A 26,152-nucleotide genomic window follows, 5' to 3' on the forward strand; every position below is an offset into this window, starting at 1 on the left:
CTTTTCCCCAGAAGGACACACCCCATGGGATCCGCGAAGACCAGCAACAGAGACCGCAAGGCCCGGATAGAGGAGATGCGGCGGGCCGAGGCCTCGCGTGAGCGCCGCAACCGGCTGCTCACCATCGCCGCGAGCGTGGTGGTCGTCGCCGGTCTCGTCGTCGGCGGTGTGGTCCTGGTCCAGTCGCAGTCCGACGACGACAGCACCGCGGCCGACGCGAAGACGACGGGGAGCTTCGTCACGGGCGCGGACGGGGTGAAGACCTGGAAGGGCAAGCTGAGCCAGACCCACGTCACCAAGACCGTGAAGTACCCGACGGAGCCTCCGGTCGGCGGCGACCACGACCGGGCCTGGATGAACTGCAACGGTGACGTCTACACCAAGGCGCTCAACAACATGAACGCGGTGCACTCCCTGGAGCACGGCGCGGTCTGGGTGACGTACACCGACAAGGCCGCGAAGGCGGACGTCGAGGCGCTGGCGGCGAAGGTGAAGGCGACGCCGTACACGCTGATGAGCCCGGACGACAAGCAGGCCGATCCGATCATGCTCACCGCGTGGGGGCACCAGCGCACGGTGACCGGTGCCGACGACCCGAACGTCGCCAAGTTCCTCGAGAAGTTCGTGCAGGGCGAGCAGACGCCCGAGAAGGGCGCGGCGTGCACGGGCGGTCTGTCCCAGTGAGGTTCGCCGGAGTGGCCGTCGCCGTGGCCGGGGTACTGGTCGCGGCGGGGGCCATCACCTACTCCGTCGCCGAGGACGGCGGTTCGGGCACGGTTCCCGCCGCCGACTCCGCGGACGCCGGGTTCGCGCGGGACATGGCGGTGCACCACCAGCAGGCCGTCGAGATGTCGTACATCGTCCGCGACCGCACCGGCGACGAGGAGGTGCGGCGGCTCGCGTACGACATCGCGCAGACGCAGGCCAACCAGCGCGGCATGCTGCTGGGCTGGCTGGACCTGTGGGGTCTGCCGAAGGTGTCCGCCGACTCGCCGATGACCTGGATGGGCATGGGCGCGATGCCGGCCGGCAAGGACGGGGCGCTGATGCCCGGCATGGCGACCGACACCGAGCTGAAGAAGCTCGGCACGCTGAACGGCAAGCAGGCCGAGATCTTCTTCCTCCAGCTGATGACGGACCATCACAAGGGCGGCATCCACATGGCCGAGGCCTGCGTGGAGCGGTGCGACGTCGGCGTGGAGAAGCAGCTGGCGCAGGGCATGGTTCAGGGTCAGGAGTCGGAGATCCAGCTGATGGCGGACATGCTGAAGGAGCGGGGCGGCAAGGCGCGCCCCTAGCGCGTCAACCCTCAAATGGCCTTGTCATTAGGTTAATTGGGACCCTCTTGAGACGTGCATTCCCCTGGCATGAACGGTTCATCGCCAGAGTGGCCACCGTCGAGTGATCCACTCGCGACGAACCGCACAGGGGGTTCCATGAGATCCAACCGCGCCAAGGTGCGCGCCGGGGTGAGCATGGCGGCGACACTGCCGATGCTCGCGGGCGCGCTGGCGCTCGGCATACCCGCGGCGCACGCCGCGGACAACCCGGGCCGGGACACGCTGGCAGGGACCAAACCCGCGTGGGCCACGACCAAGGCCGACAAGGGCGCCACGTCCGACAACTCCGGGGTGTCCGCCCGGGTCTATCTGGCCGGCCGGAACGCGACCGCCCTCGCCGCGTACGCGAAGGCCGTGTCCGACCCGTCCTCCGCCTCCTACGGCAAGTACCTGACGGCCCGGCAGGCCGAGGACCGCTTCGGCGCGACCGAGGCCCAGGTGGCGGCGGTCAGGTCCTGGCTGACGTCGGCCGGTCTGAAGGTCACGGGCGTGACGCGGCACTACGTCTCCGTCTCCGGTGACGTGTCCGCCGCCGAGAAGGCCTTCGGCACGCAGCTGCACAACTACGCCAAGGGCTCCAGGACCTACCGCGCGCCCACGAAGTCGGCCTCCGTGCCGGACGCTCTGAACGGCGCCGTCCTGACCGTCACCGGCCTGGACAACGCCCCGCACAAGGCGACCCACAGCGACACGCTGCCGCCGCCGGACGCGGTGTTCAAGAACGCCGGCCCGTTCTCCTCGTACTACGGCTCCAAGGTGGCGACCACGCTGCCGGACGCGTACGGCGGCAAGATCCCGTACGCCGTCAAGGGTTACACCGGCAAGCAGTTGCGGGCCGCCTACGGCGCGGGCTCGTACACCGGCAAGGGGGTCCGCGTCGCCATCACCGACGCTTACGCCTCCCCGACCATCGCCTACGACGCGGCCACCTACGCGAAGAAGCACGGCGACGCGGCCTATCCCACCGGGCGGCTGCGCCAGGTCCTGCCCGACGGCTACACCCACGCCGACGAGTGCGGGGCGTCCGGCTGGTACGGCGAGGAGACCCTCGACGTCGAGGCCGTGCACGCGGTGGCCCCCGCCGCGGACATCACGTACGTCGGCGGCGCCTCCTGCTACGACGACGACCTGCTCGACTCGCTCAGCAAGGTCGTCGACCAGCACCTGGCGGACGTCGTCTCCAACTCTTGGGGCAGCATCGAGACGGCCCAGACGCCGGACCTCGCGGCCGCCTACGACCAGGTCTTCCAGTTCGGCGCGGTCGAGGGCATCGGCTTCTACTTCTCCTCCGGCGACAACGGCGACGAGGTCGCCAACACCGGTACGAAGCAGGTCGACACCCCGGCCAACTCGGCGTGGGTGACGGCGGTCGGCGGCACCTCGCTGGCGGTCGGCAAGGGCGACAAGTACCTGTGGGAGACCGGCTGGGGCACCGAGAAGGCCTCGCTGTCGGCCGACGGCAAGAGCTGGACGGACTTCCCGGGCGCGTTCACCTCGGGCGCGGGCGGCGGCACCAGCAAGACGGTCGCCGAGCCCTTCTACCAGAAGGGTGTCGTCCCGAACGCGCTGGCCACGGCCAACAGCGCCACCGGCAACCGCGTGGTCCCGGACATCTCCGCGATCGCCGACCCGAACACCGGTTTCCTGGTCGGTCAGACGCAGACCTTCCCGGACGGCTCGCAGCAGTACAGCGAGTACCGCATCGGCGGCACCTCGCTGGCCTCGCCGGTGATCGCCGCCGTCCAGGCACTCGCCCAGCAGGCGGGCGGCGGCAAGGCGATCGGCTTCGCCAACCCGTCGATCTACGCGAGGTACGGCACGAAGGCGTACCACGACGTCACGGACAACCCCACGGGCTCCGGCCTGGCGGTGGCCCGCGTCGACTACGCCAACAGCCTCGACGCGTCCGAGGGGCTGCTCACCTCCGTGCGCACCCTGGGCGCGGACAGCTCGCTCAAGGCCGTGAAGGGCTACGACGACGTGACCGGCGTGGGTACGCCCGCGGGCGGTTACGTGGAGTCGTACCGCCGCCGCTGAGCAACCGCAGGACAGCACCGAGCGCCCGCCTCCCGACGTGGTCCGTCGGGGGGCGGGCGCTCACCTGCGCGGGCCCGTCGCCTCAGCCGTCGCCCGCGGGCGAGCTTGAAGGCGAGGTTGCTCGCCGCGGCGGCCGTGAAGGCGGCGGCGAGCACGAGCCAGTCACTCATGGATCAGGTCCCCCCTGGTGCGGTGTTCCGCGCCCAGTCGTAGTGCAGGGGGGAGGGGAGCCGTCCGGGTTCGACCGGAACGGGGACGGTTTGGGGAGGGTTGTGCTATCGGGCCGGGCGGCACGTCCGAGGGTCCAGGGGGCAAAGCCCCCTGGTACGGGAGCCGAGGGGCGGCGCCCCTACGAGGACCGCACGACCTCCGACGCCTCCGGCAGGTGCGTGGCGACCAACCGCCCGCGAGGGGCGACCGTACGCCGGTCCACGCCCGCGGCCACCCCGGCGACTCCGAGGCCGAGCACGGCCAGCACCGCACCCGCCACCGCCGGCGACGTCACGCCGAAGCCCGCGGCGAGGGCGAGCCCGCCGATCCACGCGCCCCCGGCGTTCGCCAGGTTGAACGCCGCCTGGTTGGCGGAGGACGCCAGCGACGGCGCGGCCGACGCCTTCTCCATCACCATCAGCTGAAGCGGCGACCCGGTGACGAACGCCGCCATACCGAGCAGCACGACCGCGAGTCCGGCACTCCACCCGGCGTTCATGAGCACCGGGAAGAGGGCCAGTACGGCCACCAGGGAGACCAGGCCCCCGAACAGCGTGCCCCGCAGGGAGTGGTCGGCGAGGCGCCCGCCCAGCAGGTTGCCCGCGGTCGCGCCGACACCGAACAGCGCCAGCAGCAGCGTCACGCTGGAGTCGGCGAAACCGGCCGCGTCCGTGAGCATCGGCGTGATGTAGCTGTACGCGGCGAAGAGCGCGCCGAAGCCCGCGACGGTCGTACCGAGCGCCAGCCAGACCGGCCCGGAGCGCAGCGCGGCGAGCTCGCCGCGGACACCGGCCCGTGGGGCGTGGGCGTCGTCGTGGGGGATCAGCAGCGCCAGGGCGGCGATGGCCGCGAGGCCGATCGAGGCGACGCCGAGGAAGGTCGCCCGCCAGCCGAAGTGCTGCCCCATGAGCGTGGCGACGGGGACGCCCGCGACGTTGGCGACCGTCAGGCCGAGGAACATCAGGGAGACGGAGCGGGCCTTGCGTTCCGGCGCCACCATCGTCGTGGCGACGACTGCTCCGACGCCGAAGAAGGCGCCGTGCGGGAGGCCGCTCAGGAAGCGGGCCGCCAGGAGCCAGTGGTAGTCGGGGGCGAACGCGGAGAGCGCGTTGCCGGCCACGAACAGCACCATCAGGCCGATCAGGACCTTGCGGCGGGACATGCGCGCGGTGACCGCGGCGAGCAGCGGTGCGCCGATGACCACGCCCAGGGCGTACGCGGAGACCAGGTGACCGGCCTCCGGGATGGAGACGTTCAGGTCGCCCGCGACGTCGGGCAGCAGGCCCATCATCACGAATTCGGTCGTACCGATGCCGAAGGCGCCCACGGCGAGGGCGAGCAGGGCCAGGGGCATGAAAAAACCAGTGCCTTTCGGGGGGAGCGGTGTTCCGTACGAAGCTTATGTTCAACTACGGAACAAAGGCCCCCGGGCCCGGTATTCCAGCAGGTCCGATCAGGAGGACGTGTCGACACTCACACTCACGCGCGCGGCCACCGGCAGATGGTCGCTGCCGGTCTCCGGCAGCGTCCAGGAGCTCTCCGGCTCCACGCCCTTCACCATGATCTGGTCGATCCGGGCCATCGGGAACGACGCCGGCCAGCTGAACCCGAAGCCGCTGCCCGCCGCACCCTGGGTGGAGCGCATCTGGGAGGTGACGGCGTTGAGCGAGCGGTCGTTCATCGTGCCGTTCAGGTCTCCGAGCAGGACGACCCGGGTCAGCTTCTCGTCGGCGATGGCCTCGCCGAGGGCGTCGGCGCTCTTGTCGCGCTGCCGGGCGGTGAACCCGGCCTCCAGCTTCACCCGCACCGAGGGAAGGTGGGCGACGTACACCGCGACCTGCCCGGAGGGCGTGGTCACCGTGGCGCGCATGGCGCGCGTCCAGCCCAGCTTGATGTCCACGGGCCTGACGCCGGTGAGCGGGTACTTGCTCCACAGTCCGACCGTGCCCTGCACCGAGTGGTACCCGTACGTCGACGCCAGCGCCTTCTCGTACGTGGGGACCGCCGAGGTCGTCAGCTCCTCCAGGGCGATCACGTCCGCGCCGGACGCGGCGACGTCGCGGGCGGTGCCGGCCGGGTCGGGGTTGTCGGCGTTGACGTTGTGCGTGGCCACCGTGAGGTCGCCGCCGCCTCCGGCCTTGTCGCTCAGGAGGCCGCCGAAGAGATTCAGCCAGACGATCGACGGGAGCAGCACCGCGATCAGGGCGGTGGCGGACTTCCGCACGAGAGCGAGGACCAGCAGCACGGGCACGGCGAGACCCAGCCAGGGCAGGAAGGTCTCGATGAGACTGCCGAGGTTGCCGACGGCGTTCGGGATGTGCGCGTGCAGCAGCATGACCAGGGCGACCAGCACCGCGAGCACGGCGACGACGAGACCGCGGCGCCAGACCCGCCGGTCACCGCGCCAGCCGGCGACCAGGCGGTTCATCAGGCGCCGGAGTCGGGCCCTTCGGTGCTCGGGTCCCGAGCCTCCGTTGTCCGTCTCCGTCATGTACGCCTGCTGCGCCATACCGTCGCCTCACTGCCTGCCGTGCACACCGTTCGCCCCCCGTGTCCTACGACCCTAGGGGATGTCCGGCCCGGTTCCTGCCGTCCCATGACGGCCGTACGGGCAGAGGACGTGCAACCCGGCGCCCCGAGTTCCGACCCCGGCCGGAGAAAGCGCGCTCTGTGACGAAACGCGCACACGCACTACCCGGAGGTCGAACTGACGGGCGGTGAACTGACGGGCCGTAGCCCTTCCAGCAACGTGTCGACGATCTGTTCCGACAGGCCCGCCGGGAGGTCGGCGTCCGGTCGCATGGTGGTGCGGAAGAGCATGGGGCCGACGAACATGTCGTTCATCAACTCGACGTCGACGTCCGTGCGGAGCTCGCCGTTGTCCTGCCCGCGGCGCAGGATCTCCAGCTGCAGCCGACGGCGCGGCGCGAGGACGGTCGCGTGGTACGCGCTCCAGATCCTCGGGCTGCTCTTCATCTGGACGTGCACGTTGTGCAGCAGGGCCGACGAGCGGGTCATCACCCCCCGCCTGCGCAGCTGTTCGAGGAGGGCGACGAGGTCGTCGCGCATCGACGTGCCGGGGAGTTCCGGGTCCGGGGGCTCCGCCGTGCGCACGATGTCGACGAAGAGTTCCTCCTTGCCGCTCCAGCGGCGGTAGATGGCCGCCTTGCCCACGCCCGCGGTCCGCGCGATGCGCTCGATGGACAGTTCGGCGAGCGGCACGCCCTCCTCCAGGAGCTTCATCACCCCTTCGACGATGGCGCGTTCCACGGCCTCGCTGCGGGGGCGGCCCTTGGCGGGGCCGGCTCGGTCGGGCCGGCTGTCGGCAAGGCTCACGTGTCTTCCGTCCTTTCGGTCGCGGCAGGGGGATTCTCTCCCGGACCCGCCCCCGTTCGTCGCGTGGCGGCCTACTCCGCCGTCGCCAACTCCTGCTCCTCCTCGCCCTCCTGGCGCACCGGCTCCTTCCCCGGCAGGAACAGGGCCACGACCACCGCGCCGATCACCGCGATACCCGATCCCCACAGCGCGGTGACGTGCATGGCGTGCAGGAACGCGTCGTGGGCCGGGCCGACGAGCGCCTCGCCCCGGGGGCCGAGCTTCGCGGCGACGCCGAGGGTCGCCTCGATGGACTCCCCCGCGGTGTGCCGCAGGCCTTCGGGCAGCGCGCCGAGCCTGTCCTCGATGCCGCCCCGGTACGCGGTCGACAGCACCGAGCCCAGGACGGCGATGCCCAGCGCGCCGCCGACCTGGCGGAAGGTGTTGCTGAGGGCGGAGGCGGAGCCGGCCTTCTCGCGGGGCAGGGCCTGCATGATGACGACGCTGACCGGGGTCATGATGTGCGCCATGCCGGCGCCCATGAAGAAGAAGATCACCTCGAGGATCCAGATCGGGGTGTCCGCCTCCAGCGTGGCGAACGCCGCGAGCATCGCGGCGACGACCACCAGACCGGCCGTGGTGGTGACCTTGTGGCCGAAGCGGTCGACGACCAGCCGGGCGCGTGGCGCGAAGATCATCTGGGCGGCGGCCAGCGGCAGCATCAGCAGGCCGGTCTGCAGCGGCGAGTAGCCGCGCACGCTCTGGGTGTAGAACACCGAGAAGAAGGTCACGCCCATCAGCGCGAAGAAGACGAGGGCGATGGCGGCTATCGCGGCCGAGAAGACCTTGTTCTTGAAGTAGGTGACGTCGATGGACGGGTGGTCGCTGCGCTTCTCGAACACGACGAAGGCGGCGAGGACCAGGACACCCGCGGCGATGGTCGCCAGCACCGTGGCGTCGGTGAAGTCGGCCTTCTGGCCGCCCTTGATGATGCCGTAGACCAGCAGGACGAGACCGACGACGGACAGGACGACCCCGACGGCGTCGATCCGGCCGGGGTTCGGGTCGCGGGAGTCGGGCACCAGCCACAGCATCAGGGCGACCGCGACGATCACGATCGGCACGTTCACCAGGAAGACCGAGCCCCACCAGAAGTGGTCGAGCAGGACCCCGCCGGTGATGGGCCCGATGGCGATGGCCAGGCCCACGCCGCCGGCCCAGATCCCGATCGCCTTCGGCTGCTCCTCGCGTTCGAAGACGTTCATCAGGACGGCGAGGGTGGCGGGCATCACGAAGGCGGCGCCGAGGCCCATCACCGCGCGGAAGGTGATCAGCTCGCCGGGCGAGCCGGACGAGGCGGCGAGGGCGGAGCCGATGCCGAACACGACGAGGCCGCCGACCAGGACCCTCTTGCGGCCGAGCCGGTCGCCGAGCAGACCCGCGCTGAACAGCAGGCCGGCGAAGACCAGGGTGTAGGAGTTGATCGCCCACTCCAGCTCGCCCTGGGTGGCGCCGAGCCCCGTCGGGGCGGGCGTCGAGATCGTCTTGATGGCGACGTTCAGGATCGAGTTGTCGAGCACCACGATCAGCAGGCTCAGCATCAGGACGCCCAGAATCGCCCAGCGGCGCCGGTGCAGCGTGGCAGAGGTAGTCATGGGGCCGAGACTAGCTATTTACGATACGAGACCGTGCCGTATCGGAATTTGTTTACCGAGCTCTTACGCACGCGAGCCCTTGGGGTGGCTGATCGATCACACTCGCCCGGGGCACCTCTGGCCCTCCCTGGCACGAGGTGCCACCATGGAGGTGATCCGGGGACACCGTCAGGGTGCCTCGAGATGACTGAAGGAGCCGTTGCAATGACGCAGCTATCGGCTGCCCACACGAAGCCCTCCGACGGCAGCAAGGCGCTGTACGGGGGCAAGGGCACGCGCCGCATCACCGTCCGCGACATCGCCGCCGCCAAGGAGCGCGGCGAGAAGTGGCCCATGCTCACCGCCTACGACGCGATGACCGCGTCCGTCTTCGACGAGGCCGGCATCCCGGTCATGCTGGTCGGGGACTCGGCGGGCAACTGTCACCTCGGGTACGAGACCACCGTGCCCGTCACCCTCGACGAGATGACCATGCTCTCCGCCGCCGTCGTACGGGGCACCCAGCGCGCCCTCATCGTCGGCGACCTCCCCTTCGGCTCCTACCAGGAGGGTCCGGTGCAGGCGCTGCGCTCGGCGACCCGGCTGGTGAAGGAGGCCGGGGTCGGGGCCGTGAAGCTGGAGGGCGGCGAGCGCTCGCACCGGCAGATCGAGCTGCTGGTGGAGTCCGGGATCCCGGTGATGGCCCACATCGGCCTCACCCCGCAGTCCGTCAACGCCATGGGCTACCGCGTCCAGGGGCGGGGCGAGGAGGCCGCGCAGCAGCTGCTGCGGGACGCCAAGGCCGTGCAGGACGCCGGGGCGTTCGCGGTGGTGCTGGAGCTGGTTCCGGCGGAGCTGGCGGCCGAGGTGACGCGCGTGCTGCACATCCCCACGGTCGGGATCGGGGCCGGTGCCGAGACGGACGCGCAGGTGCTGGTGTGGACGGACATGCTGGGGCTGACCGGCGGCCGCGTCCCGAAGTTCGTGAAGCAGTACGCCGATCTGCGTGAGGTCATGGGCAACGCGGCGAAGGCGTTCGCGGAGGACGTCGTGGGCGGGACGTTCCCGCTGGAGGAGCACAGCGTTCACTGAGCCGAACCGAGCCATTGCGGCACCATGGCGGCCCGCCGATCTTCCCCCGTCGGCGGGCTGCTGCCGCGTTCGGGCTCCGGCCGTCCCTGGGGGCTCCGCCCCCAGACCCCCGGCCTGTGCCCACCCACCACCCGACTCGGTCGGTCGAGAGGTGCGCCGTCGACCGGGGAGGTCTGAGGACGGAGCCCCAGCGGCGCCCGCACCCGCTGCCGGGGGGCCGGAGGCGACCGTCGGCACCTGTCGGGGGTCTGCAGGCGACCCCCGGGCCGCTGGCCGGGGCCCGGAGGCGACCGTCGGCACCTGTCGGGGGTCTGTAGGCGGGCCGTCGGTCGCTCTCGGTGGTCTGTCGGTCGTTTGTCGGTGGTCTGTCGGTCGGGCCTGACAGCGTCATCGGCATGACGCGAATCGACGACAACCCCAGTGGCGCACGCAGCGCCGTGACCGTACGGGGGCTGGTCAAGCACTACGGCGAGACCAAGGCACTGGACGGGGTCGACCTGGAGGTACGGGAGGGCACCGTGATGGGCGTCCTCGGCCCGAACGGCGCCGGCAAGACGACCCTCGTGCGGATCCTGTCCACCCTGATCCAGCCCGACGCCGGCCAGGCGACCGTCGCCGGCTACGACGTCGTACGGCAGCCGCGGCAGCTGCGCCGGGTCATCGGACTGACCGGGCAGTACGCCTCCGTGGACGAGAAGCTCCCCGGCTGGGAGAACCTCTACATGATCGGCCGCCTCCTCGACCTGCCCCGCAAGGAGGCCCGCGCCCGGGCCGACGAACTGCTGGAGCGGTTCTCGCTCACCGAGGCGGCCAGGCGGCCGGCGGCGACGTACTCGGGCGGCATGCGGCGGCGCCTCGACCTGGCCGCGTCGATGATCGGCCGCCCGGCCGTGCTCTACCTCGACGAACCCACCACCGGCCTCGACCCGCGCACCCGCAACGAGGTGTGGGACGAGGTCAAGCGGATGGTCGGCGACGGCGTCACCGTCCTGCTCACCACCCAGTACATGGAGGAGGCCGAGCAGCTCGCCGGCGAGCTCACGGTCGTCGACCGCGGCAAGGTCATCGCGAACGGCGCCATCGAGGAGCTCAAGGCGAAGGTCGGCGGCCGCACCCTGCGCATCCGTCCGCTCGACCCGCTGCAACTGCGCCCGCTCGCCACCCACTTGGACGAGCTGGGCCTCACCGGACTCGCGGCCACCTCGGTGGACGCCGAGCGCGGTGCCGTGCTGATCCCGATCCTCAGCGACGAACAGCTGACCGCGGTGGTCGGCGCGGTCACCGCGCGCGGCATCACGCTCTCCTCGATCACCACCGAACTGCCCAGCCTCGACGAGGTGTTCCTGTCCCTCACCGGCCACCGTGCCAGTGCCCCGCAGGACGCCGTACCCGCCGACGACCGTCAGGAGGTCACCGTATGAGTGCCGCCACCGCGACCATCACCGACCTCAAGGGGGACGGCCGTATCCCGCTGCGCGGCCATCTGCGCCACACCGGCGCACTGATCCGCCGCAACCTGCTGTGGATCCGGCAGGACCCGGAGTCGATGTTCGACGCCGTCCTGTTCCCGGTCGTCTTCACGCTGCTGTTCGTCTACGTCTTCGGCGGCTCCATCGGCCAGTCGCTCGGCGGTGGGCAGGAGGCGTACGTGCAGTACGTCGTGCCCGGTCTGATGGCGATGATGGGCATGAACATGGCCCAGGGGGTGGGGACCGGCTTCAACCAGGACTTCAACACCGGTGTCATGGACCGTTTCCGGTCCCTGCCGATCGGGCGCGGCTCGGTGCTGTTCGCCAAGATCGCGGTGGAGCTGGCGCGGATGCTGTTCGCCACCGTGGTGCTGATGATCGTCGGCGTGCTCGTCGGCTTCGACATCACCAACTGGGCGGGCCTGCTCGCCTCCGTCGGGCTGTCCGCGGTCTTCGGCACAGCCCTGATGTGGATCTTCCTCACCCTCGGCGTGGTGATGAAGAACGCGCAGTCCGTGCAGGCGATGGGCTTCCTGGTGCTGATGCCGCTGCAGTTCGGCTCGTCGATCTTCGCTCCGACCGCCTCGATGCCGGGCTGGCTGCAGAACTTCACCGACTACAACCCGCTGTCCTCGCTCGCGGACGCCGCGCGCGGGCTGATGGTGGGCGGGCCGGCCGCACACGACGTCTGGGTGACCCTCGGCTGGTCGGTGGCACTGACGGCGGTCATGGCGCCGGTCGCGATCCACAAGTTCCGTACCAAGGCCTGACCGGTCGGGCGTGCGCGGCCGGGGCGCGTCAGACCAGGGCGGTGGCCTCCTCGGGGGAGAGGCCACCGCCCTCGGCGTACGCCGTCTCGTACGCCGTGTCGCAGAGCACGGCCCGAATCCTCTCCTCCGCCACACGCCCGACCTCCCGCTCCACGGCCGACATGACGTGGCCGGCCGGCAGCAGGGCCGAGGCGGCGCCCAGGCAGCGGGCGGCGTCAGGGGCGCGGCGACCGCCGTCGACGCCGGCGAGGGCCGTCGCGGCGGTGACCAGGTAGGCGGAGCGCATGTGCGGGGCGAGGGCCTGGGACAGCGGGTCGCCGGCGTGCTCCAGCGCCCGCCGGGTCTTGGCCAGGGATTCCTCGTAGTGCCCGTCCACGGCGTCCAGCCATGCCTCGGCGCCCAGGATGAAGGCGTCGAAGACGACGAAGTGGGCGATTCCGAACTCCTCGCGCAGCAGCCTGAGCTGCTCGCGCGCCTCGGCGATCCGGCCGGTGATGCCGAGTCGGCCCGCGAGGAAGAGCCGGGCCGCGGGCATCGCCTGGTTGCCGGAGCCCTCCTTGCTGTCGATGACCTCGCGCAGCAGGCGCTCGCCGCGCTCGGCCTCACCCGAGTCAAGGAGCACGCTGCCGAGACGGGCGCCGAGCACCGCGGTCTGGGCGCGGGCGCCGAGGCGCTCGGCCTGGGCGATCGCCTCCTCGTAGTCGGCCGCGGCACGCAGGTACTCGCCCCGGCGTTCATGGGCCTCACCGCGGGCGGAGAGCGCCTCGGCGGTGCCCCACAGGTCGCCGAGCCGCCGGTAGATCTCCAGTGACTCGTCGGCGTCGCGGACCGCGTCGCCCGCCCAGTCGGCGCGGTTGGCGAGCAGGTTGGCGCGCATCTGCAGGCCGGCGGCGAGCTCCCACTCCAGGCCGGGAGCCTCGCGGCAGGTGCGGACGGTGGCGGCGATCAGCTCGCGCAGCCGGTCCATGTCCCCGGAGAGCATGACCGCGTAGAGCGAGAGGATGCCGGGGCTGCGGCAGGTCTGCGGCATGCCGGGCCGGTAGGTCCGGGCGATCACGCGCAGCTTCTCCTGCGCCTGCGGGGTCTGCCAGGCGTCCAGCTCCGTGTCCATGCAGGCGAGATGGACGAGGTGGACACCGCGCCGGGCCTCCGCGAGGACCTCGCCGGTCCACGGCAGCGGCACGTCGACGCAGCGCTCCCACACGGGGGCCGCGGGGGGCGCGGACGATGCGAAGGGGTCGGGGCCGAGGGCCTGGGCCTGGCGTGACCAGTTGCGGGCCACCAGCCGCTGGTCGCGCACCTGCCAGTACCAGGCCATCGACAGCACCAGGCAGATCGTCTCCTGCTCGTCGCCCGCCGCGACGGCCCGCTGCAGGGCGGCCCGGATGTTCTCGCCCTCGCGCTCGAACCGCTCGATCGCGGCGAGTTGGCCGGGGCCGCGCAGCAACGGGTCGGTGGTGCGGGCGAGTTCGCGGTAGTACGTCAGGTGCGCGCGCTCGGCCGGCTCGCGCGCGCCCGTCTCGTCGAGTCGCTCGCCCGCGTACTCGGCCACGGTCTCCAGAAGCCGGTATCGCATCCCGCCGTCCGCGCCCGAGGGAGCTGCGACCACGAGGGACTTGTCGACGAGCGAGCCGAGCGCGTCGAAGGCGGCGGGGCCGCAGACGGCCTCGGCGGCGGCGAGGTCGCAGCCGCCGGCGAAGACGGACAGCCGGCGCAGGACGTCCCGTTCGTCCGCGTCGAGCAGTTCCCAGGACCAGTCGACGACGGCACGCAGGGTCTGCTGACGGGGCAGCACGGTACGACTGCCGGAGGTGAGCAACCGGAAGCGGTCGTCGAGCCGGTCGGCGATCTGGCGTGCGGTCAGCATGCGCAGCCGGGCCGCCGCGAGCTCGATGGCCAGGGGCAGTCCGTCCAGACGCCGGCAGATCTCCGCACAGGCCTCCGGATCCTCCTCCGTACGGAAGCCGGGGCGGGCCGCCGCACCCCGCTCGGCGAGCAGCCGCAGCGCGACGGGCTCCGGCAACGGCTCCACGGGCCGCAGCAACTCCCCTGGCACGCCGAGGGGTTCACGGCTGGTGGCCAGTACCGTCAGGCCCGGACAGCGCTCCAGCAGCGCCTCCACCAGCCGGGCGGCGGCCTCGACGACGTGCTCGCAGTTGTCGAGGATCAGCAGCATCCGGCGGCGGCCGCAGTGCTCGGTGAGCCGCTCGACGGGGTCGTCGTGCCGCTCTCCCCCGGCCCGCATCGCCTCGGCGCCGGCCCCGTACAGCACGGTCTCGCGGGCGCCTACGGCGGTCAGTACGGCCTCCGGCACCGCCTCCGGCGCGTCGACCGGCGCGAGTTCGGCCAGCCACACGCCGTCCCGCGCCACGTCCCGCACGACCTCCGCGGCCTCCTGCGACAGCCGCGTCTTGCCCGCCCCGCCGGGCCCGAGCAGCGTGACGAGCCGGGCCGCGCCGAGGTCCCCCCGGATGGCCTCGATATCGGCCTCCCGACCGACGAAGGAGGTGAGACGGGCACGGAGGTTGGTCGGAGGGCCGGCGGCGGCGACAGCGGCGGCGGTGGCGGTGGCGGGGCCCGTGGCGGGACGGTCCGACGGGTGCGGGCCCGTGGCGGGACGGTCCGAGGGGTGCGGGGCCGTGGCGTGGGTGGCGGCCGGGCGTCGGTGGGCGTCCTGGTCGCGGGGGCTCGGCGCCGGGGCGAAGGCGTTGTCGGCGGCGGGGCGCGGCGGGGGACGGAACGCGTCCTGGCCGGGAGTACCCGGCCTCGTGCCGAAGGCGCCGTCGCCGACCGCTCCGGGCCCGCCGCGCGTCCCCGGCCGGAGCAACTCACCGTGCAGTTGCCGCAGTTCGGGGCCCGGGTCCGCGCCGAGTCGGTCGGCCAGCAGGCGGCGTACGTCCTCGTAGGCGGCGAGCGCCTCCGCGGCGCGGCCCGCGTCGCGCAGGGCGCGCAGGCGCAGGGACTGGAGGGGCTCGTCGAGGGGGTGGGTGTCACACAGGGCGGTCAGTTCGGGCAGGGAGCGTTCGGCGTGGCCCAGGGCGAGGGCGGCGGTGTGGCGGGCGCGCAGCGCGTCCAGGTGCCGGGCCTGCAGTCGGGCCGCCTCGGCGGTGCGGTCGGGCAGGTCGGCGAGGACGGGCCCGCGCCACAGGTCGAGGGCGTCATCGAGGACGACGGCCGCCTTCGCGGGGTCGTCGTCGGCCAGCGCGCGGGTGCCCTCGCCGGCCAGCCGCTCGAAACGGTGCAGGTCGATGTCGTCGGGCGGGGCGGCGAGGCGGTATCCGCCGTCCACCGAGGCGACCGCGTCCGCGCCGAGCGCCCGGCGCAGTCGGCCGACCAGCGCCTGCAGCGCGCCCGTCGCGTCGGCGGGCGGGTCACCGTCGCCCCACACCTCGTCGACCAGCAGCCCCGCCGGGACCGCCCGCCCGGCCCGCAGCGCCAGCACGGTCAGCAGGGCACGCAGCCGCGCCCCGCCCACGGGGACGAGCGTGCCGTCGGGGCGGAGGGCCTGGGTGGTGCCGAGGATGCGGTAGCGCACGGGGTCCATTGTCTCCGGTGCCGTCGGGACCGGTCACGGGGCTTTTACGGCGTGCCGGGAAGGGGCCGCGCCGTACTCAGCGTCCCAGCAGGGCCGCCTTCGCGTCCGCCCCGGTCCCCTCGGTCTCTGCGCCGGTAGGCACGTCGTGCGGGATGCCGCTCGCCTCGCGGGACGGTGTACGACAGCCGGGAGTCCGTGGCCGGGACGTCGAGGGTGACGACGGCACCCGCCCCGGAGCGCTTTCGGGGGCCGCCGAACCACTTGGGGCACGCGTCCACCGACCGCAGCCACCGCTCCCCCGGCACCGGCTGCCACGTGCCGCTGCCGGGCTCCGGCTCGGCGAACGCCTGGGTGACCACCTGGATCGCCCGCACCCGCCCCCGCACCTCGGGGAGTTCGGCGCTTTGGTGGGTCTCGACCGTGAGGAGGCCGACCGAGCGGATCGGGTCCCCTCGACGCGCCTCGCCGCGTTCCTCGCCGGCCCGGCGGCCGACAGGGTGCTGGTGCAGGGCGACCACCAGGCCCGTCTCGTCGCGCACGACCCGCACCGCGCCGTCCTCGCCCCGCACCTCCTCCGGCGGGCCGACGATCTTGCTGAGCTGGTCGTGCCAGCCGCCGCCCAGCACGTCGTCGGCGTCGCTGAGCAGCAGCGGCCAGCCGACCTCGTCCCCCAACGCGAACGGCGCGCCGCAGCACTCCATCTGCCAGTCCGCGTAGAAGACGTGCCACAGCCCCATGCCCCCAGCCTCCCCGGAACCAAGGCGGGACCGCGAGACGTTTTCCGCGTACGCCCGGTACGGTCGGGCAGTCGCACCACGCGCACACGAGTGAAGGCACACGAGTGAAGAGTGACCAGGGAGCCCCATGACCACCGCCACCACCCGCCACAGCGACCGGCGGATCAGCCCCGTCTTCGTCGGGATCCTCGCCGTGACCGCGGTGACCGGCTGGGCCACCTGGAGCGGGTTCGCCGAGCAGCCCGGGTTCTCCGTGTTCCTGTTCGTGACGGCGGCGTGGGTCGTCTCCCTGTGCCTGCACGAGTACGCGCACGCGCGCACCGCCCTGCACAGCGGTGACATCTCGGTCGGCGAGAAGGGCTACCTCACGCTGAACCCGCTGAAGTACACGCACGCGCTGCTCAGCATCGTGCTCCCCGTGGTCTTCGTGATCATGGGCGGCATCGGTCTGCCCGGCGGTGCCGTCTTCATCGAGCGCGGCCGGATCCGGGGCCGCTGGCGGCACAGTCTGATCTCGGCGGCCGGGCCGCTGACGAACGTGCTCTTCGCGGTCGTCTGCACGGCCCCGTTCTGGCTGGACGCGCTGGACGGCGTGCCGCGCGACTTCCGCTTCGCCCTCGCCTTCCTCGCCCTGCTCCAGGTCACCGCCGCGATCCTGAACTTCCTGCCGGTCCCGGGCCTGGACGGCTACGGCGTGCTGGAGCCCTGGCTGCCGTACGGCTTCAAGCGCCAGGTCGAGCCGTTCGCGCCCTTCGGCCTGCTGTTCGTGTTCGCGCTGCTGTGGCTGCCGGCGGTCAACGGCGCCTTCTTCGACGTGGTCGACTCGATCCTGAAGAGCCTGCAGATCAGCGACTTCGACACGTACTGCGGGCAGGAGCTGTACCGCTTCTGGCAGGGCTCGAACGACTTCTGCCAGATCAGCCAGTGACGGACTTCCGCACCTTCTGGCGCTTCACGTAGTACCAGCACATGTTGGACGACAGCCCCGCGAGCAGCACCCACACGATGCCCAGAAAGCTGCCCTGGGCGAAGGAGACGACCGCCGCGGCCACGGCGAGGACGCAGACGACGAGGGCGTAGAGGGCGAGGCGGGGCATCGGGTGGTTCTCCTGTCGGGGGGACACTGCTGCACTGCTGTGCACCACAGTGTCCCCCATCCGCCCACGTCCGCCTCATCCGCTCACACGTCGGTGATACGGAGTCCCGCGTGCGCCTTGTAGCGGCGGTTCACCGAGATCAGGTTCGCCACCAGCGACTCGACCTGGTGGGCGTTGCGCAGCCGCCCGGCGAAGATGCCGCGCATCCCGGGGATGCGGCCGGCCAGCGCCTGGACGATCTCCACGTCGGCGCGTACCTCGCCGAGGACCATCACGTCGGTGTCGATCTCCTCGATCTCAGGGTCCTCCAGCAGCACCGCCGACAGGTGGTGGAAGGCGGCCGTGACCCGCGAGTCGGGCAGCAGGGCGGCGGCCTGCTCGGCGGCGCTGCCCTCCTGCGGCTTCAGCGCGTAGGCGCCCTTCTTGTCGAAGCCGAGCGGGTTGACGCAGTCCACGACGAGCTTGCCCGCCAGTTCCTCGCGCAGTGACTCCAGGGTCTTGCCGTGGCCGTCCCACGGCACGGCGACGATCACGATGTCGCTGCGGCGGGCCGTCTCGGCGTTGTCGGCGCCCTCGACGCCGTGGCCGAGCTCCTCGGCGGCCGTCCGGGCACGGTCGGCGGCGCGCGAGCCGATGATCACCTTCTGGCCGGCCTTGGCGAGCCGGTAGGCGAGGCCCTTGCCCTGCGGGCCGGTGCCGCCGAGCACGCCGACGACGAGTCCGGAGACGTCGGGGAGGTCCCAGGGGTCCTTGGCGGGGGCCTTCTGTGCACTGTCGGTAGAGGTCATGGGCCGACTTTACGTCCGCCCCGCCGGCCGCGAGGGCCCGGGTGAGCCGCGTCACGGAGGCTCACCGGACGGTCGCCGGGGGGCGGCCGTGGGCGCCGTGGCGGGCCCGTCCGACGGGGGTGCGCCGTAGGCCCAAGTCGGGTGCATTCGGGCCGAACCGCGCACGGTGAAGGGCCGGTTGCGGCAGGATGCCGACCCATGGACGCCGTACGGGTCGCGCTGCTGCGCGAAGTGCTCGCCGGGACCGAGTGGTTGGGGGCCACCCGCCGTTTCGCGGGGGCGCTGCGGGGTTCCGTGGTGCCGCACGGCGGTGGCCTGCTGCTGGTCGGCACGCCGGAGTACGAGCCGTGGCACCTCGCCGCCCACCTGGTGGACGAGGCCGCGTGGTCGGGGACGCCGGAGCTGGCCCCGACGCTCGTACGGCATGACGCGCGCGCCTCCGATCCCGCGCATCTGTCCGTCGGGCCGGGCCGGTTGGCCGCCGCGCGGCGGGGCGAGACCCTGCTGGTGGTGTCGCCGCACGGGCCCGGGGCCACGCTGCTGGAGCGGGTGCACGACGCCCGGCGGGCCGGGGCGACGGTACTGGCGCTGGGCGACGGGGGCGGCGAGCTGACGTCGATGGCCCACGAGTCGCTGACCGTGCCGGACGGGGCGGAGCTGGACCTGGACAGTGTGCAGCACCTGGTGAGCGCGGCGGCCGGCGAGAACGCGCTGCCGTCCCCCGCCCGAGGCCGACGGCGTGTGCGGGACCTGCTGTCCCGCCTGGCCGACGAGCTGACGGCACCCCCTCCGGCCCGCTGGTGACGTCTCCCGCAGGGCCGGCCGACCGACCCTGCCGGGCCCGAAAAACAGTTGCCCGTCGTCGACCCGGCCCCTGACCATGACCCCTCGTGACCGACGACACCCCCGACCCCGCCTCCGGCCTCCGCGCCCTGCTCCCGGACCTGTCTCCCTGGCGGGCCTCCGTCGACTTCCGGCGGTTGTGGATCTCGGGGCTGATCTCCAACTTCGGGACGTTCCTGACGTTCGTCGCGCTGCCGGTGCAGCTGAAGGAACTGACCGGGTCGGCCGCGGCGGTGGGGGCGATCGGGGCCGTGGAGCTGGTGCCGCTGGTGGTGTTCGGGCTGTACGGCGGGGCGCTCGCGGACGCCTGGGACAAGCGGAAGCTGATCGTTTGGACGGAGGCCGGGCAGGGTCTGCTCAGCGTGTTCCTGCTGGCCAACGCCCTGCTTCCGCGGCCCGCCGTCTGGCCGCTGTACGTCGTCGCCGCCCTGTCCTCGGCGCTGGTCTCCGTGCAGCGGCCCGCACTCGACTCGCTGTGGCCGCGGATCGTGGCCCACGACCACCTGCCGGCGGCGGCCTCGCTGAACTCCCTGCGCTGGACGGTCGGCGGGGTCGCGGGCCCGGCGCTGGCGGGCGTGGTGGTGGCCTACGCGGGCGTCGGCTGGGCGTACGGGGCCGACCTGCTGACCTTCGTCGTCTCCGTGGTCCTCATGGTGCGCATCGCCGCCTCCCCCGCCTCCCACGAGGCGGTGAAGCCGTCGCTGAGGGCCATCGCCGAGGGCGCCCGGTACGCGTGGACCCGCAAGGAGCTCCTGGGCACCTACGCCGTCGACCTCGCCGCGATGTTCCTGGCGATGCCGCTCGCCGTGCTGCCGTTCCTCGCGGACGAGCTGGACGCCGAGTGGTCGCTGGGCCTGATGTACGCCAGTGTTCCGGCCGGGGCGCTGCTGGTGAGCCTGACCAGTGGCTGGACCTCGCGGATCCGGCGGCACGGGCGGATGGTGGTGCTGTCGGCCGCGCTGTGGGGCGTGGCGATCGCGGGCGCCGGGTTCGTCGGCGACGTGTGGCTGGTGCTGTTGTTCCTGACCCTGGCCGGCGGTGCCGACATGGTCAGCGGCATCTTCCGGGCGGCCATGTGGAACCAGACGATCCCCGACGAGCTGCGGGGCCGGCTCGCCGGGATCGAGCTGCTGTCGTACTCGGTGGGGCCGACGGTCGGCCAGGTGCGCGGCGGTGGTCTCGCGGCCTGGCTGGGGGTGCGGGCGTCGGTCTGGTCGGGCGGGCTGCTGTGCGTGGGCGCGGTGGGGCTGCTGGCCCTGTGCCTGCCGAAGCTGATGACGTACGACGCGCGGACGAACGAGCACGCGGTGCGGCTGCGCGAGCAACGCTCGGCAGCCGCACCGGCTCAGGCGAAGACCTGATCAGTCCTCGTCCCGGCCGCCCGTCGGGGCGTCGTGCCACTTGGGGTCGTTCTCCCACTCGAGGTTGCGCTCGCGGGCCGTCGCCATCGCGTGCTCGGCCTCCTTGCGGGTGGCGTACGGCCCGAACCGGTCCTTGGCGGGGCACTCCGGCCCCTCCTCGACCTTCTGGTGCTGCAGGCAGTAGTACCACTCACCCGGCTTGCCGACCGTCCGCTTCTTGAACAGGGCCATGACCAGCTCCTCTCGCCATCGACATGTTCCCCCATGGGGGCTGGTTAGACTCGCTGCATGTCTGGCCAGTCGCTGCTTGTCCCCGGGGAACTGTCCCCCGTCCGTTCCGTTCCCGGTAACATCCGCCGGCCCGAGTACGTCGGCAAGCCCGCGCCGACGCCGTACAGCGGGCCCGAGGTGCAGACCCCCGAGACGATCGAGGCGATGCGGATCGCCGGCCGGATCGCCGCCCGCGCGATGGCGGAGGCCGCGAAGCTGATCGCGCCGGGCGTCACCACCGACGAACTGGACAGGGTGGCGCACGAGTACATGTGCGACCACGGCGCGTACCCCTCGACACTGGGCTACCGCGGATTCCCCAAGTCCCTGTGCACGTCCGTCAACGAGGTCATCTGCCACGGCATCCCGGACTCGACGGTCCTGCGCGACGGCGACATCGTCAACCTGGACGTGACCGCGTACATCGGCGGGGTGCACGGCGACAACAACGCCACGTACCTGGTCGGGGACGTCGACGAGGAGAGCCGGCTGCTGGTGGAGCGGACCCGGGAGTCGCTGAACCGCGCGATCAAGGCGGTCAGGCCTGGCCGGCAGATCAACATCATCGGACGGGTCATCGAGTCGTACGCGAAGCGGTTCGGGTACGGCGTGGTCCGTGACTTCACCGGCCACGGGATCAACTCCTCGTTCCACTCCGGACTGATCATCCCGCACTACGACAGCCCGCACGCGACGACCGTCATCCAGCCGGGGATGACGTTCACGATCGAGCCCATGCTGACCCTCGGGACCCACGACTACGACATGTGGGACGACGGCTGGACGGTCGTGACGAAGGACCGGAAGCGGACGGCGCAGTTCGAGCACACGCTGGTGGTGACGGCGACGGGGGCGGAGATCCTGACCCTGCCGTGACGGCGTCACCCGTGACGCCCCAACTATGACTTCCGCAAGGCCCGCTCTCCTCGGAGGGCGGGTTTTTCGTCGTGCGGGTAGGTTTTACCGACAGGCCGTCGGAAAGGTTACCGACACAGGGTCGACAAGCATTGACTTAGGTAAGCCTAACCATAGAAAATCAGGGCCATGGACTCCTTCTCGACAGTCATCCGCGCCGCCTCCCACGAGCAGCACGTGGAGGCGGAGACCTCGACGTTCATGAGCGACCTGCTCGGCGGCAGGCTCGGTGTCGACGCCTACGCGCGCTACACGGAGCAGCTGTGGTTCGTGTACGAGGCTCTGGAGTCCCAAACGGAGGGGCTGGCGGCGGACCCGGTGGCCGGGCCGTTCGTCCAGCCCGAGCTGTTCCGGCTGGCCGCGCTGGAGCGGGACCTGGAGCATCTGCGCGGCCCCGACTGGCGGGCGGGCGTCTCGGCGCTGCCGGCGACCCGGGCGTACGCGGAGCGGGTGCGGGAGTGCGCCGAGCGGTGGCCGGCCGGATACGTCGCCCACCACTACACGCGCTACCTGGGCGACCTTTCGGGCGGCCAGATCATCCGCGACAAGGCGGAGAAGACCTGGGGCTTCGAGCGGAAGGGCGACGGGGTCCGCTTCTACGTGTTCGAGGAGATCGGCAACCCGGCGGCGTTCAAGCGGGGTTACCGCGAGCGGCTGGACGAGGTGCGCGCCGACGACCTGGAGAAGCAGCGGATCGTCGCCGAGTGCAAGCGGGCGTTCGCCCTGAACACCGGGGTCTTCCGGGCTCTGGGTGAGGAGTTCCCGCTCTCGGCGTGACCGACGGCCGGGCCCCCTCGGTACAGGAGGGGGCCCGGTGCCCTGTCAGAAGTCGTCGTGGCAGTTCACGCCGCCCCAGACGATGCCGCCGGGCGCGTGGTCGATGGCGCCGAAGTACGGGCTGCAGACGGGGTCGTCGCCGCCGAAGCGGTGGTGGCCGTCGTCGGCGAAGGCGGACGACGCGCCGGCGGCGGTCAGGGCGACGCCCAGGGCGACAGCGGTCAGGGCTGCTCGGATACGCATGGCGTTCCTCTCACGTTGGCTGAGTGGTCACGCCCAGAGGTCCCCGTTCGTCGCCGCACGCACACGCGGGACCACCCGAACGGACGCCCGATCGACCGCGGCCCTCGTGGCCGGTCAGCGTTCCAGGACGACCCGCCCGCCGACCTCGACCCAGCCTCCCGGCTGCGGAGCCGTGAGGAGCTGCGACCCCGCGCCCTGGGTGATGTTCAGGGCGCGGCCCAGACGGTCGGTGAGCAGCATCGCCGCCGCGCCGGTCGCCTCGTCCTCGTCGATGCCGTCGTCGCGGCCGGGGAAGGCGCGGGCGCGGACGCGGCCGGCCGCCTCGTCCTCCCAGGCCCACGCGTAGATCCACTCCCCCTTCGGCGGCACGGGCAGGTCGTCGACCTCCGCCGCCGTGGCGTACTGGCGCAGCGTGCGCGGCGGGACCCACTGGGCCAGCGCCTCGATCCAGCTGAACTCGCCGTCCAGCCGGACGCCCACCACCCCGGCGGGGGTGACCAGTTCGGGCACGTCGAGCAGCCAGGCCGTGCCGACGCAGGGGTGCCCGGCGAAGGGCAGCCGCAGGGTCGGCGTGTAGATATCGACGACACCTCGCTCGGGGTCGTCCACGAACACGGTCTCGCTGAAGCCGAGTTTCCCGGCGAAGGTCTGCCGCTCCTGAGGGTCCGGCATCACGGAGCCCTCGCGGACGACACCGAGCTCGTTGCCGTATCCGCCGTTCGCTCCGCAGAAGACACGGAGCACGTCGTAGTCAGTCACGCGGGCATTCAAACATCACACGGGCGGCCGGACTATCAGGTTCCGGCCCGCCGGGCTGGACAAGGCGAGGCTGCCTAAACAGTGTTCGCCGTCGCCCTGCTGACGGCCGCCGCGGTCAGCGTCTCCGGCGTCATCGGACGCGCACCGGGTCGCGGCCTGTGGGCCAGCCGGGTGGCGACCGACGGCCCGCCGGCTGAGGTGTTCTCGGACCGTCTGCCGACGGAAGTCTACGAGCAGCCCGTCGAGGTGCTTCCGCATCCGCGGACGGGAGGGCTCCTGGTGACCCCGAAGCGGAGCCTTTGAATCTCCTTTGACCCTTCCTTGGCGCCCGGTTTGAGTCACCGTGATCAGGTCGTTCCCTTACACCGTCTATGAGAGGTGAATCACGGCACGTGGGGGTATCACGCAGGTAAGCCTCAGATAAGTTAGGCGAGCCTCACCAATCCGTGTGAGCCCTGTCACGTGATTTTCAGCCATTGCCGGGAGCCCGCATGCGAGCCGTACGCCTCTCCGTCGTCACCGCCACCGCCGCGGTGGCGGCCCTGACCGCCGTCACGGGATGCACCGAGAAGAGCAGCTCCGGGAGCGGTGACCGGGTCGTGGAGGTGACGGCCACGGACGACAAGTGCGAGGTGTCGAAGAAGGAGTTCCCGGCCGGGCACGTCGAGCTCGCCATCGAGAACAAGGGCTCCAAGGTCACCGAGGTCTACGTCCTCTTCCCGGACGACCGGATCGTGACCGAGCGCGAGAACATAGGCCCCGGCACCAAGCAGCGGGTCACCGCCGAGGTGAAGGCAGGCGACTACCAGATCGCCTGCAAGCCCGGCATGAAGGGCGACGGCATCCGCCAGAACGTCAAGGCCACCGGCGGCACGGTCGCCAAGCGCGACCCGCGCCTCGACAAGGCCGTCGCCTCCTACCGCGCCTACGTGCAGGCGCAGGCCGACGAGACGCTGCCGCTGGCGGAGACCTTCGCCGCGGCGGTCAAGGCCGGCGACCTCGAGGCCGCGAAGAAGGCGTACGCGCCCTCCCGCATCGGCTGGGAGCGCACGGAGCCGGTCGCCGAGTCCTTCGGCGACATCGACCCGAAGGTCGACGTCCGCGCGGACGGCCTGGAGGACGGCCAGGAGTTCACCGGCTGGCACCGCCTGGAGAAGGCCCTCTGGCAGGACAAGAAGATCGGCGCCGCGGAGAAGACCCTCGCCGACCAGCTGATCGCCGACCTGAAGGACTGGCAGAAGCGGGTCGGCAAGGCCGAGATCACCCCGACCTCCATGGCCAACGGCGCCAAGGAGCTCCTCGACGAGGTCGCCACCGGCAAGGTCACCGGCGAGGAGGAGCGCTACTCGCACACCGACCTCGTCGACTTCAAGGCCAACGTCGAGGGCGCCGAGAAGTCGTACGCGCTGCTCAAGCCGGTCGCCAAGGAGAACGACGCGGCCCTGGTCACCGAACTCGACCAGCAGTTCGCCGCGCTGAACACGCTGCTCGACAAGTACCGCGCCGACAAGACGTCGTACGACTTCACCTCCTACGACAAGGTCGGCGAGGCCGACCGCAAGGAACTGTCGGACGGGGTGAACGCGCTCGCGGAGCCGCTGTCCAAGCTCGCCGCGGCCGTGGTCGCGAAGTGAGCGGGGCACGGCACGACTCAGGGGCCGACTCAGAGGCCCACACAGGGGACGACACAGGGGACACGGTCATGGCGGACTCGTCCGAACCCGAAGCCACCGCTCCCTCGCGGCGGGCACTGATCGGCTGGGGCGGTGCCGGGCTCGCGCTCGGGGCCGTCGCGGTCGGCGGCGCGGTCGCGGTGACCCGTGCCGACGAGGACATGGACCCGGCCGGCGCGTCTGCGGGTGCCGCGGTCGACTTCCACGGCACCCACCAGGCGGGCATCGCGACGCCGGTGCAGGACCGGCTGCACTTCGCCGCGTTCGACGTGACGACCGACGACCGCGCCGCGTTCGTGGCGATGCTCAGGGACTGGACCGAGGCCGCGCGCAGGATGACCGCCGGTCACGCGGTCGGCGAGGGCGCGTACGGCGGTCTCGCCGAGGCCCCGCCGGACGACACCGGCGAGGCGCTGGGGCTGAAGCCGTCCCGGCTGACGCTGACGATCGGGTTCGGGCCGTCGCTGTTCGAGAGGTTCGGGCTGGCGGGGAAGCGGCCCGACGCCCTGATCGACCTGCCGAAGTTCGCGGGCGACAACCTTGACCGCAACCGCAGCGGCGGCGACCTGTGCATCCAGGCCTGCTCGGACGACCCCCAGGTCGCCGTGCACGCGATCCGCAACCTCGCCCGGATCGGCTTCGGCAAGGTCGTCATCCGCTGGTCGCAGCTCGGCTTCGGCAAGACGTCGTCCACGACGCCCGACGCGCAGACCCCGCGCAACCTGATGGGCTTCAAGGACGGCACCCGCAACATCGCGGGGACGGAGACCGCCCGGCTGAGGAAGTTCGTGTGGGTCGACGAGAAGGACGGCCCCGCGTGGATGGAGGGCGGCTCCTACCTGGTCGCCCGGCGCATCCGCATGCACATCGAGACCTGGGACCGCACCTCCCTGCAGGAGCAGGAGGACATCTTCGGCCGCGACAAGGGCGAGGGCGCCCCGGTCGGCAAGGCCAAGGAGCGTGACGAGCCGTTCCTGAAGGCGATGCTGCCCGACGCGCACGTGCGGCTCGCGCACCCCGACTCCAACCACGGGGCGACGCTGCTGCGCCGCGGCTACTCCTTCACCGACGGCACGGACGGCCTGGGCCGGCTGGACGCGGGCCTGTTCTTCCTGGCGTACCAGAGGGACGTGCGCAAGGGGTTCGTGCAGGTCCAGCGCAACCTGGCCACCGACGCCCTCAACGAGTACATCCAGCACGTGGGTTCGGCGGTCTTCGCCGTCCCGCCCGGCGTCCGCGACAAGGACGACTGGTGGGGAAGCACGCTGTTCTCCGAGGAGGCGTAGC

Annotated in this window: 24 protein-coding genes and 1 pseudogene; 14 read left to right on the forward strand and 11 right to left on the reverse strand. The window is 71.8% G+C overall.

The window, feature by feature from the left end:
• Positions 1 to 24: 24 nt before the first annotated feature.
• From AQJ84_RS10365 to AQJ84_RS10375, 3 genes are all read left to right on the forward strand, one after another.
• Complete coding sequence (locus tag AQJ84_RS10365) at positions 25 to 684, forward strand: DUF3105 domain-containing protein (RefSeq protein ID WP_030039216.1); 660 nt, start codon at positions 25 to 27, stop codon at positions 682 to 684.
• 11 nt (positions 685 to 695) lie between these two features.
• Complete coding sequence (locus AQJ84_RS10370) at positions 696 to 1,298, forward strand: DUF305 domain-containing protein (protein WP_030039215.1); 603 nt, start codon at positions 696 to 698, stop codon at positions 1,296 to 1,298.
• Positions 1,299 to 1,436: 138 nt separating this feature from the next.
• The gene (locus AQJ84_RS10375; protein WP_030039213.1) at positions 1,437 to 3,377 is read left to right on the forward strand and encodes a S53 family peptidase; all 1,941 of its coding nucleotides are present in this window, start codon (positions 1,437 to 1,439) and stop codon (positions 3,375 to 3,377) included.
• Positions 3,378 to 3,726: 349 nt separating this feature from the next.
• On the opposite strand, the gene AQJ84_RS10380 is transcribed toward AQJ84_RS10375, so the two are convergent.
• The 4 genes from AQJ84_RS10380 to AQJ84_RS10395 all read right to left on the reverse strand — a co-directional run bounded on the left by AQJ84_RS10380 (position 3,727) and on the right by AQJ84_RS10395 (position 8,557).
• Positions 3,727 to 4,941 (reverse strand): MFS transporter, encoded by a 1,215-nt coding sequence (locus AQJ84_RS10380; protein ID WP_030039211.1) that lies wholly within the window; start codon positions 4,939 to 4,941, stop codon positions 3,727 to 3,729.
• A gap of 99 nt (positions 4,942 to 5,040) precedes the next feature.
• A complete protein-coding gene (locus AQJ84_RS10385) occupies positions 5,041 to 6,015 on the reverse strand; it encodes an endonuclease/exonuclease/phosphatase family protein (RefSeq protein WP_063753081.1) in 975 nt (324 codons plus the stop codon).
• 263 nt (positions 6,016 to 6,278) lie between these two features.
• A complete protein-coding gene (locus AQJ84_RS10390; RefSeq protein WP_030039209.1) occupies positions 6,279 to 6,923 on the reverse strand; it encodes a TetR/AcrR family transcriptional regulator in 645 nt (214 codons plus the stop codon).
• A gap of 71 nt (positions 6,924 to 6,994) precedes the next feature.
• A complete protein-coding gene (locus tag AQJ84_RS10395) occupies positions 6,995 to 8,557 on the reverse strand; it encodes an MFS transporter (RefSeq protein ID WP_030039208.1) in 1,563 nt (520 codons plus the stop codon).
• 204 nt (positions 8,558 to 8,761) lie between these two features.
• Here AQJ84_RS10395 and panB point away from each other — a divergent pair, with 204 nt between their 5' ends.
• The 3 genes from panB to AQJ84_RS10410 all read left to right on the forward strand — a co-directional run bounded on the left by panB (position 8,762) and on the right by AQJ84_RS10410 (position 11,867).
• Positions 8,762 to 9,628 carry a 3-methyl-2-oxobutanoate hydroxymethyltransferase gene (panB, locus tag AQJ84_RS10400; protein WP_053190733.1) on the forward strand — a complete coding sequence of 289 codons (867 nt, stop codon included), beginning with the start codon at positions 8,762 to 8,764 and terminating at the stop codon, positions 9,626 to 9,628.
• A gap of 395 nt (positions 9,629 to 10,023) precedes the next feature.
• Positions 10,024 to 11,049, forward strand: a complete 1,026-nt coding sequence (locus AQJ84_RS10405) for an ATP-binding cassette domain-containing protein (RefSeq protein ID WP_030039206.1) — start codon at positions 10,024 to 10,026, stop codon at positions 11,047 to 11,049.
• Positions 11,046 to 11,867: an ABC transporter permease gene (locus AQJ84_RS10410; RefSeq protein ID WP_030039205.1), complete on the forward strand. Its 822-nt coding sequence runs from the start codon at positions 11,046 to 11,048 to the stop codon at positions 11,865 to 11,867. The genes AQJ84_RS10405 and AQJ84_RS10410 overlap by 4 nt, the downstream gene beginning before the upstream one ends.
• Positions 11,868 to 11,895: 28 nt before the next feature.
• Here AQJ84_RS10410 and AQJ84_RS10415 read toward each other — a convergent pair whose 3' ends face one another.
• Together AQJ84_RS10415 and AQJ84_RS10420 are read right to left on the reverse strand one after the other, a co-directional pair.
• On the reverse strand, positions 11,896 to 15,411 hold the full coding sequence (locus AQJ84_RS10415; protein ID WP_053190736.1) for an AfsR/SARP family transcriptional regulator: 3,516 nt from the start codon (positions 15,409 to 15,411) through the stop codon (positions 11,896 to 11,898).
• A gap of 35 nt (positions 15,412 to 15,446) precedes the next feature.
• Positions 15,447 to 16,139 (reverse strand): DUF6578 domain-containing protein, encoded by a 693-nt coding sequence (locus AQJ84_RS10420; protein WP_063753071.1) that lies wholly within the window; start codon positions 16,137 to 16,139, stop codon positions 15,447 to 15,449.
• A 127-nt stretch (positions 16,140 to 16,266) separates the two neighbouring features.
• Between AQJ84_RS10420 and AQJ84_RS10425 the strand changes: the two genes are divergently transcribed.
• Entirely contained in the window at positions 16,267 to 17,067 is an 801-nt protein-coding gene (locus AQJ84_RS10425) for a site-2 protease family protein (protein WP_053190738.1), read from the forward strand.
• On the opposite strand, the gene AQJ84_RS10430 is transcribed toward AQJ84_RS10425, so the two are convergent.
• Both AQJ84_RS10430 and npdG read right to left on the reverse strand, forming a co-directional pair.
• On the reverse strand, positions 17,057 to 17,296 hold the full coding sequence (locus AQJ84_RS10430) for a hypothetical protein (RefSeq protein ID WP_225877172.1): 240 nt from the start codon (positions 17,294 to 17,296) through the stop codon (positions 17,057 to 17,059). The two genes, AQJ84_RS10425 and AQJ84_RS10430, sit on opposite strands and share 11 nt — an antisense overlap.
• Before the next feature lie 23 nt (positions 17,297 to 17,319).
• On the reverse strand, positions 17,320 to 18,024 hold the full coding sequence (npdG, locus tag AQJ84_RS10435) for an NADPH-dependent F420 reductase (RefSeq protein ID WP_030039200.1): 705 nt from the start codon (positions 18,022 to 18,024) through the stop codon (positions 17,320 to 17,322).
• 198 nt (positions 18,025 to 18,222) lie between these two features.
• On the opposite strand from npdG, the gene AQJ84_RS10440 reads away from it, so the two are divergent.
• Positions 18,223 to 18,828 (forward strand): phosphoheptose isomerase family protein, encoded by a 606-nt coding sequence (locus tag AQJ84_RS10440; RefSeq protein WP_030039198.1) that lies wholly within the window; start codon positions 18,223 to 18,225, stop codon positions 18,826 to 18,828.
• A gap of 86 nt (positions 18,829 to 18,914) precedes the next feature.
• Positions 18,915 to 20,228, forward strand: a complete 1,314-nt coding sequence (locus AQJ84_RS10445) for an MFS transporter (RefSeq protein ID WP_053190741.1) — start codon at positions 18,915 to 18,917, stop codon at positions 20,226 to 20,228.
• Here the strand turns inward: AQJ84_RS10445 and AQJ84_RS10450 are convergent, their stop codons facing one another.
• Positions 20,229 to 20,459: a hypothetical protein gene (locus AQJ84_RS10450; protein ID WP_030039196.1), complete on the reverse strand. Its 231-nt coding sequence runs from the start codon at positions 20,457 to 20,459 to the stop codon at positions 20,229 to 20,231.
• 57 nt (positions 20,460 to 20,516) lie between these two features.
• On the opposite strand from AQJ84_RS10450, the gene map reads away from it, so the two are divergent.
• Positions 20,517 to 21,374: a type I methionyl aminopeptidase gene (gene map, locus AQJ84_RS10455; RefSeq protein ID WP_030039195.1), complete on the forward strand. Its 858-nt coding sequence runs from the start codon at positions 20,517 to 20,519 to the stop codon at positions 21,372 to 21,374.
• Between the two features lie 168 nt (positions 21,375 to 21,542).
• On the forward strand, positions 21,543 to 22,190 hold the full coding sequence (locus AQJ84_RS10460) for a biliverdin-producing heme oxygenase (RefSeq protein ID WP_030039194.1): 648 nt from the start codon (positions 21,543 to 21,545) through the stop codon (positions 22,188 to 22,190).
• 45 nt (positions 22,191 to 22,235) lie between these two features.
• Here AQJ84_RS10460 and AQJ84_RS10465 read toward each other — a convergent pair whose 3' ends face one another.
• Both AQJ84_RS10465 and AQJ84_RS10470 read right to left on the reverse strand, forming a co-directional pair.
• Positions 22,236 to 22,433, reverse strand: a complete 198-nt coding sequence (locus AQJ84_RS10465; RefSeq protein ID WP_030039193.1) for a hypothetical protein — start codon at positions 22,431 to 22,433, stop codon at positions 22,236 to 22,238.
• A 114-nt stretch (positions 22,434 to 22,547) separates the two neighbouring features.
• Complete coding sequence (locus tag AQJ84_RS10470) at positions 22,548 to 23,192, reverse strand: PhzF family phenazine biosynthesis protein (RefSeq protein ID WP_030039192.1); 645 nt, start codon at positions 23,190 to 23,192, stop codon at positions 22,548 to 22,550.
• 156 nt (positions 23,193 to 23,348) lie between these two features.
• Between AQJ84_RS10470 and AQJ84_RS44050 the strand changes: the two are divergent.
• The 3 genes and pseudogenes from AQJ84_RS44050 to efeB all read left to right on the forward strand — a co-directional run.
• Positions 23,349 to 23,495 (forward strand): annotated as a pseudogene (locus tag AQJ84_RS44050) (hemin ABC transporter ATP-binding protein); the annotation flags it as partial.
• Between the two features lie 188 nt (positions 23,496 to 23,683).
• A complete protein-coding gene (gene efeO, locus AQJ84_RS10480) occupies positions 23,684 to 24,826 on the forward strand; it encodes an iron uptake system protein EfeO (protein ID WP_030039190.1) in 1,143 nt (380 codons plus the stop codon).
• 68 nt (positions 24,827 to 24,894) lie between these two features.
• Positions 24,895 to 26,151: an iron uptake transporter deferrochelatase/peroxidase subunit gene (gene efeB, locus AQJ84_RS10485; protein WP_030039189.1), complete on the forward strand. Its 1,257-nt coding sequence runs from the start codon at positions 24,895 to 24,897 to the stop codon at positions 26,149 to 26,151.
• Position 26,152 lies beyond the last annotated feature (1 nt).

Origin of the sequence: Streptomyces resistomycificus (genome assembly GCF_001514265.1) — a bacterium.
Classification (GTDB): Bacteria; Actinomycetota; Actinomycetes; order Streptomycetales; family Streptomycetaceae; genus Streptomyces; species Streptomyces resistomycificus.

Coding starts and splice junctions, on each gene's coding strand:
- AQJ84_RS10365 (WP_030039216.1), top strand. CDS start 25: ATGGGATCCGCGAAGACCAGCAACAGAGACCGCAAGGCCCGGATAGAG.
- AQJ84_RS10375 (WP_030039213.1), top strand. CDS start 1,437: ATGAGATCCAACCGCGCCAAGGTGCGCGCCGGGGTGAGCATGGCGGCG.
- AQJ84_RS10380 (WP_030039211.1), bottom strand. CDS start 4,941: ATGCCCCTGGCCCTGCTCGCCCTCGCCGTGGGCGCCTTCGGCATCGGT.
- AQJ84_RS10385 (WP_063753081.1), bottom strand. CDS start 6,015: ATGAACCGCCTGGTCGCCGGCTGGCGCGGTGACCGGCGGGTCTGGCGC.
- AQJ84_RS10395 (WP_030039208.1), bottom strand. CDS start 8,557: ATGACTACCTCTGCCACGCTGCACCGGCGCCGCTGGGCGATTCTGGGC.
- panB (WP_053190733.1), top strand. CDS start 8,762: ATGACGCAGCTATCGGCTGCCCACACGAAGCCCTCCGACGGCAGCAAG.
- AQJ84_RS10405 (WP_030039206.1), top strand. CDS start 10,024: ATGACGCGAATCGACGACAACCCCAGTGGCGCACGCAGCGCCGTGACC.
- AQJ84_RS10410 (WP_030039205.1), top strand. CDS start 11,046: ATGAGTGCCGCCACCGCGACCATCACCGACCTCAAGGGGGACGGCCGT.
- AQJ84_RS10415 (WP_053190736.1), bottom strand. CDS start 15,411: ATGGACCCCGTGCGCTACCGCATCCTCGGCACCACCCAGGCCCTCCGC.
- AQJ84_RS10420 (WP_063753071.1), bottom strand. CDS start 16,139: ATGGGGCTGTGGCACGTCTTCTACGCGGACTGGCAGATGGAGTGCTGC.
- AQJ84_RS10425 (WP_053190738.1), top strand. CDS start 16,267: ATGACCACCGCCACCACCCGCCACAGCGACCGGCGGATCAGCCCCGTC.
- AQJ84_RS10430 (WP_225877172.1), bottom strand. CDS start 17,296: ATGGGGGACACTGTGGTGCACAGCAGTGCAGCAGTGTCCCCCCGACAG.
- npdG (WP_030039200.1), bottom strand. CDS start 18,024: ATGACCTCTACCGACAGTGCACAGAAGGCCCCCGCCAAGGACCCCTGG.
- AQJ84_RS10440 (WP_030039198.1), top strand. CDS start 18,223: ATGGACGCCGTACGGGTCGCGCTGCTGCGCGAAGTGCTCGCCGGGACC.
- AQJ84_RS10450 (WP_030039196.1), bottom strand. CDS start 20,459: ATGGCCCTGTTCAAGAAGCGGACGGTCGGCAAGCCGGGTGAGTGGTAC.
- map (WP_030039195.1), top strand. CDS start 20,517: ATGTCTGGCCAGTCGCTGCTTGTCCCCGGGGAACTGTCCCCCGTCCGT.
- AQJ84_RS10460 (WP_030039194.1), top strand. CDS start 21,543: ATGGACTCCTTCTCGACAGTCATCCGCGCCGCCTCCCACGAGCAGCAC.
- AQJ84_RS10465 (WP_030039193.1), bottom strand. CDS start 22,433: ATGCGTATCCGAGCAGCCCTGACCGCTGTCGCCCTGGGCGTCGCCCTG.
- efeO (WP_030039190.1), top strand. CDS start 23,684: ATGCGAGCCGTACGCCTCTCCGTCGTCACCGCCACCGCCGCGGTGGCG.
- efeB (WP_030039189.1), top strand. CDS start 24,895: ATGGCGGACTCGTCCGAACCCGAAGCCACCGCTCCCTCGCGGCGGGCA.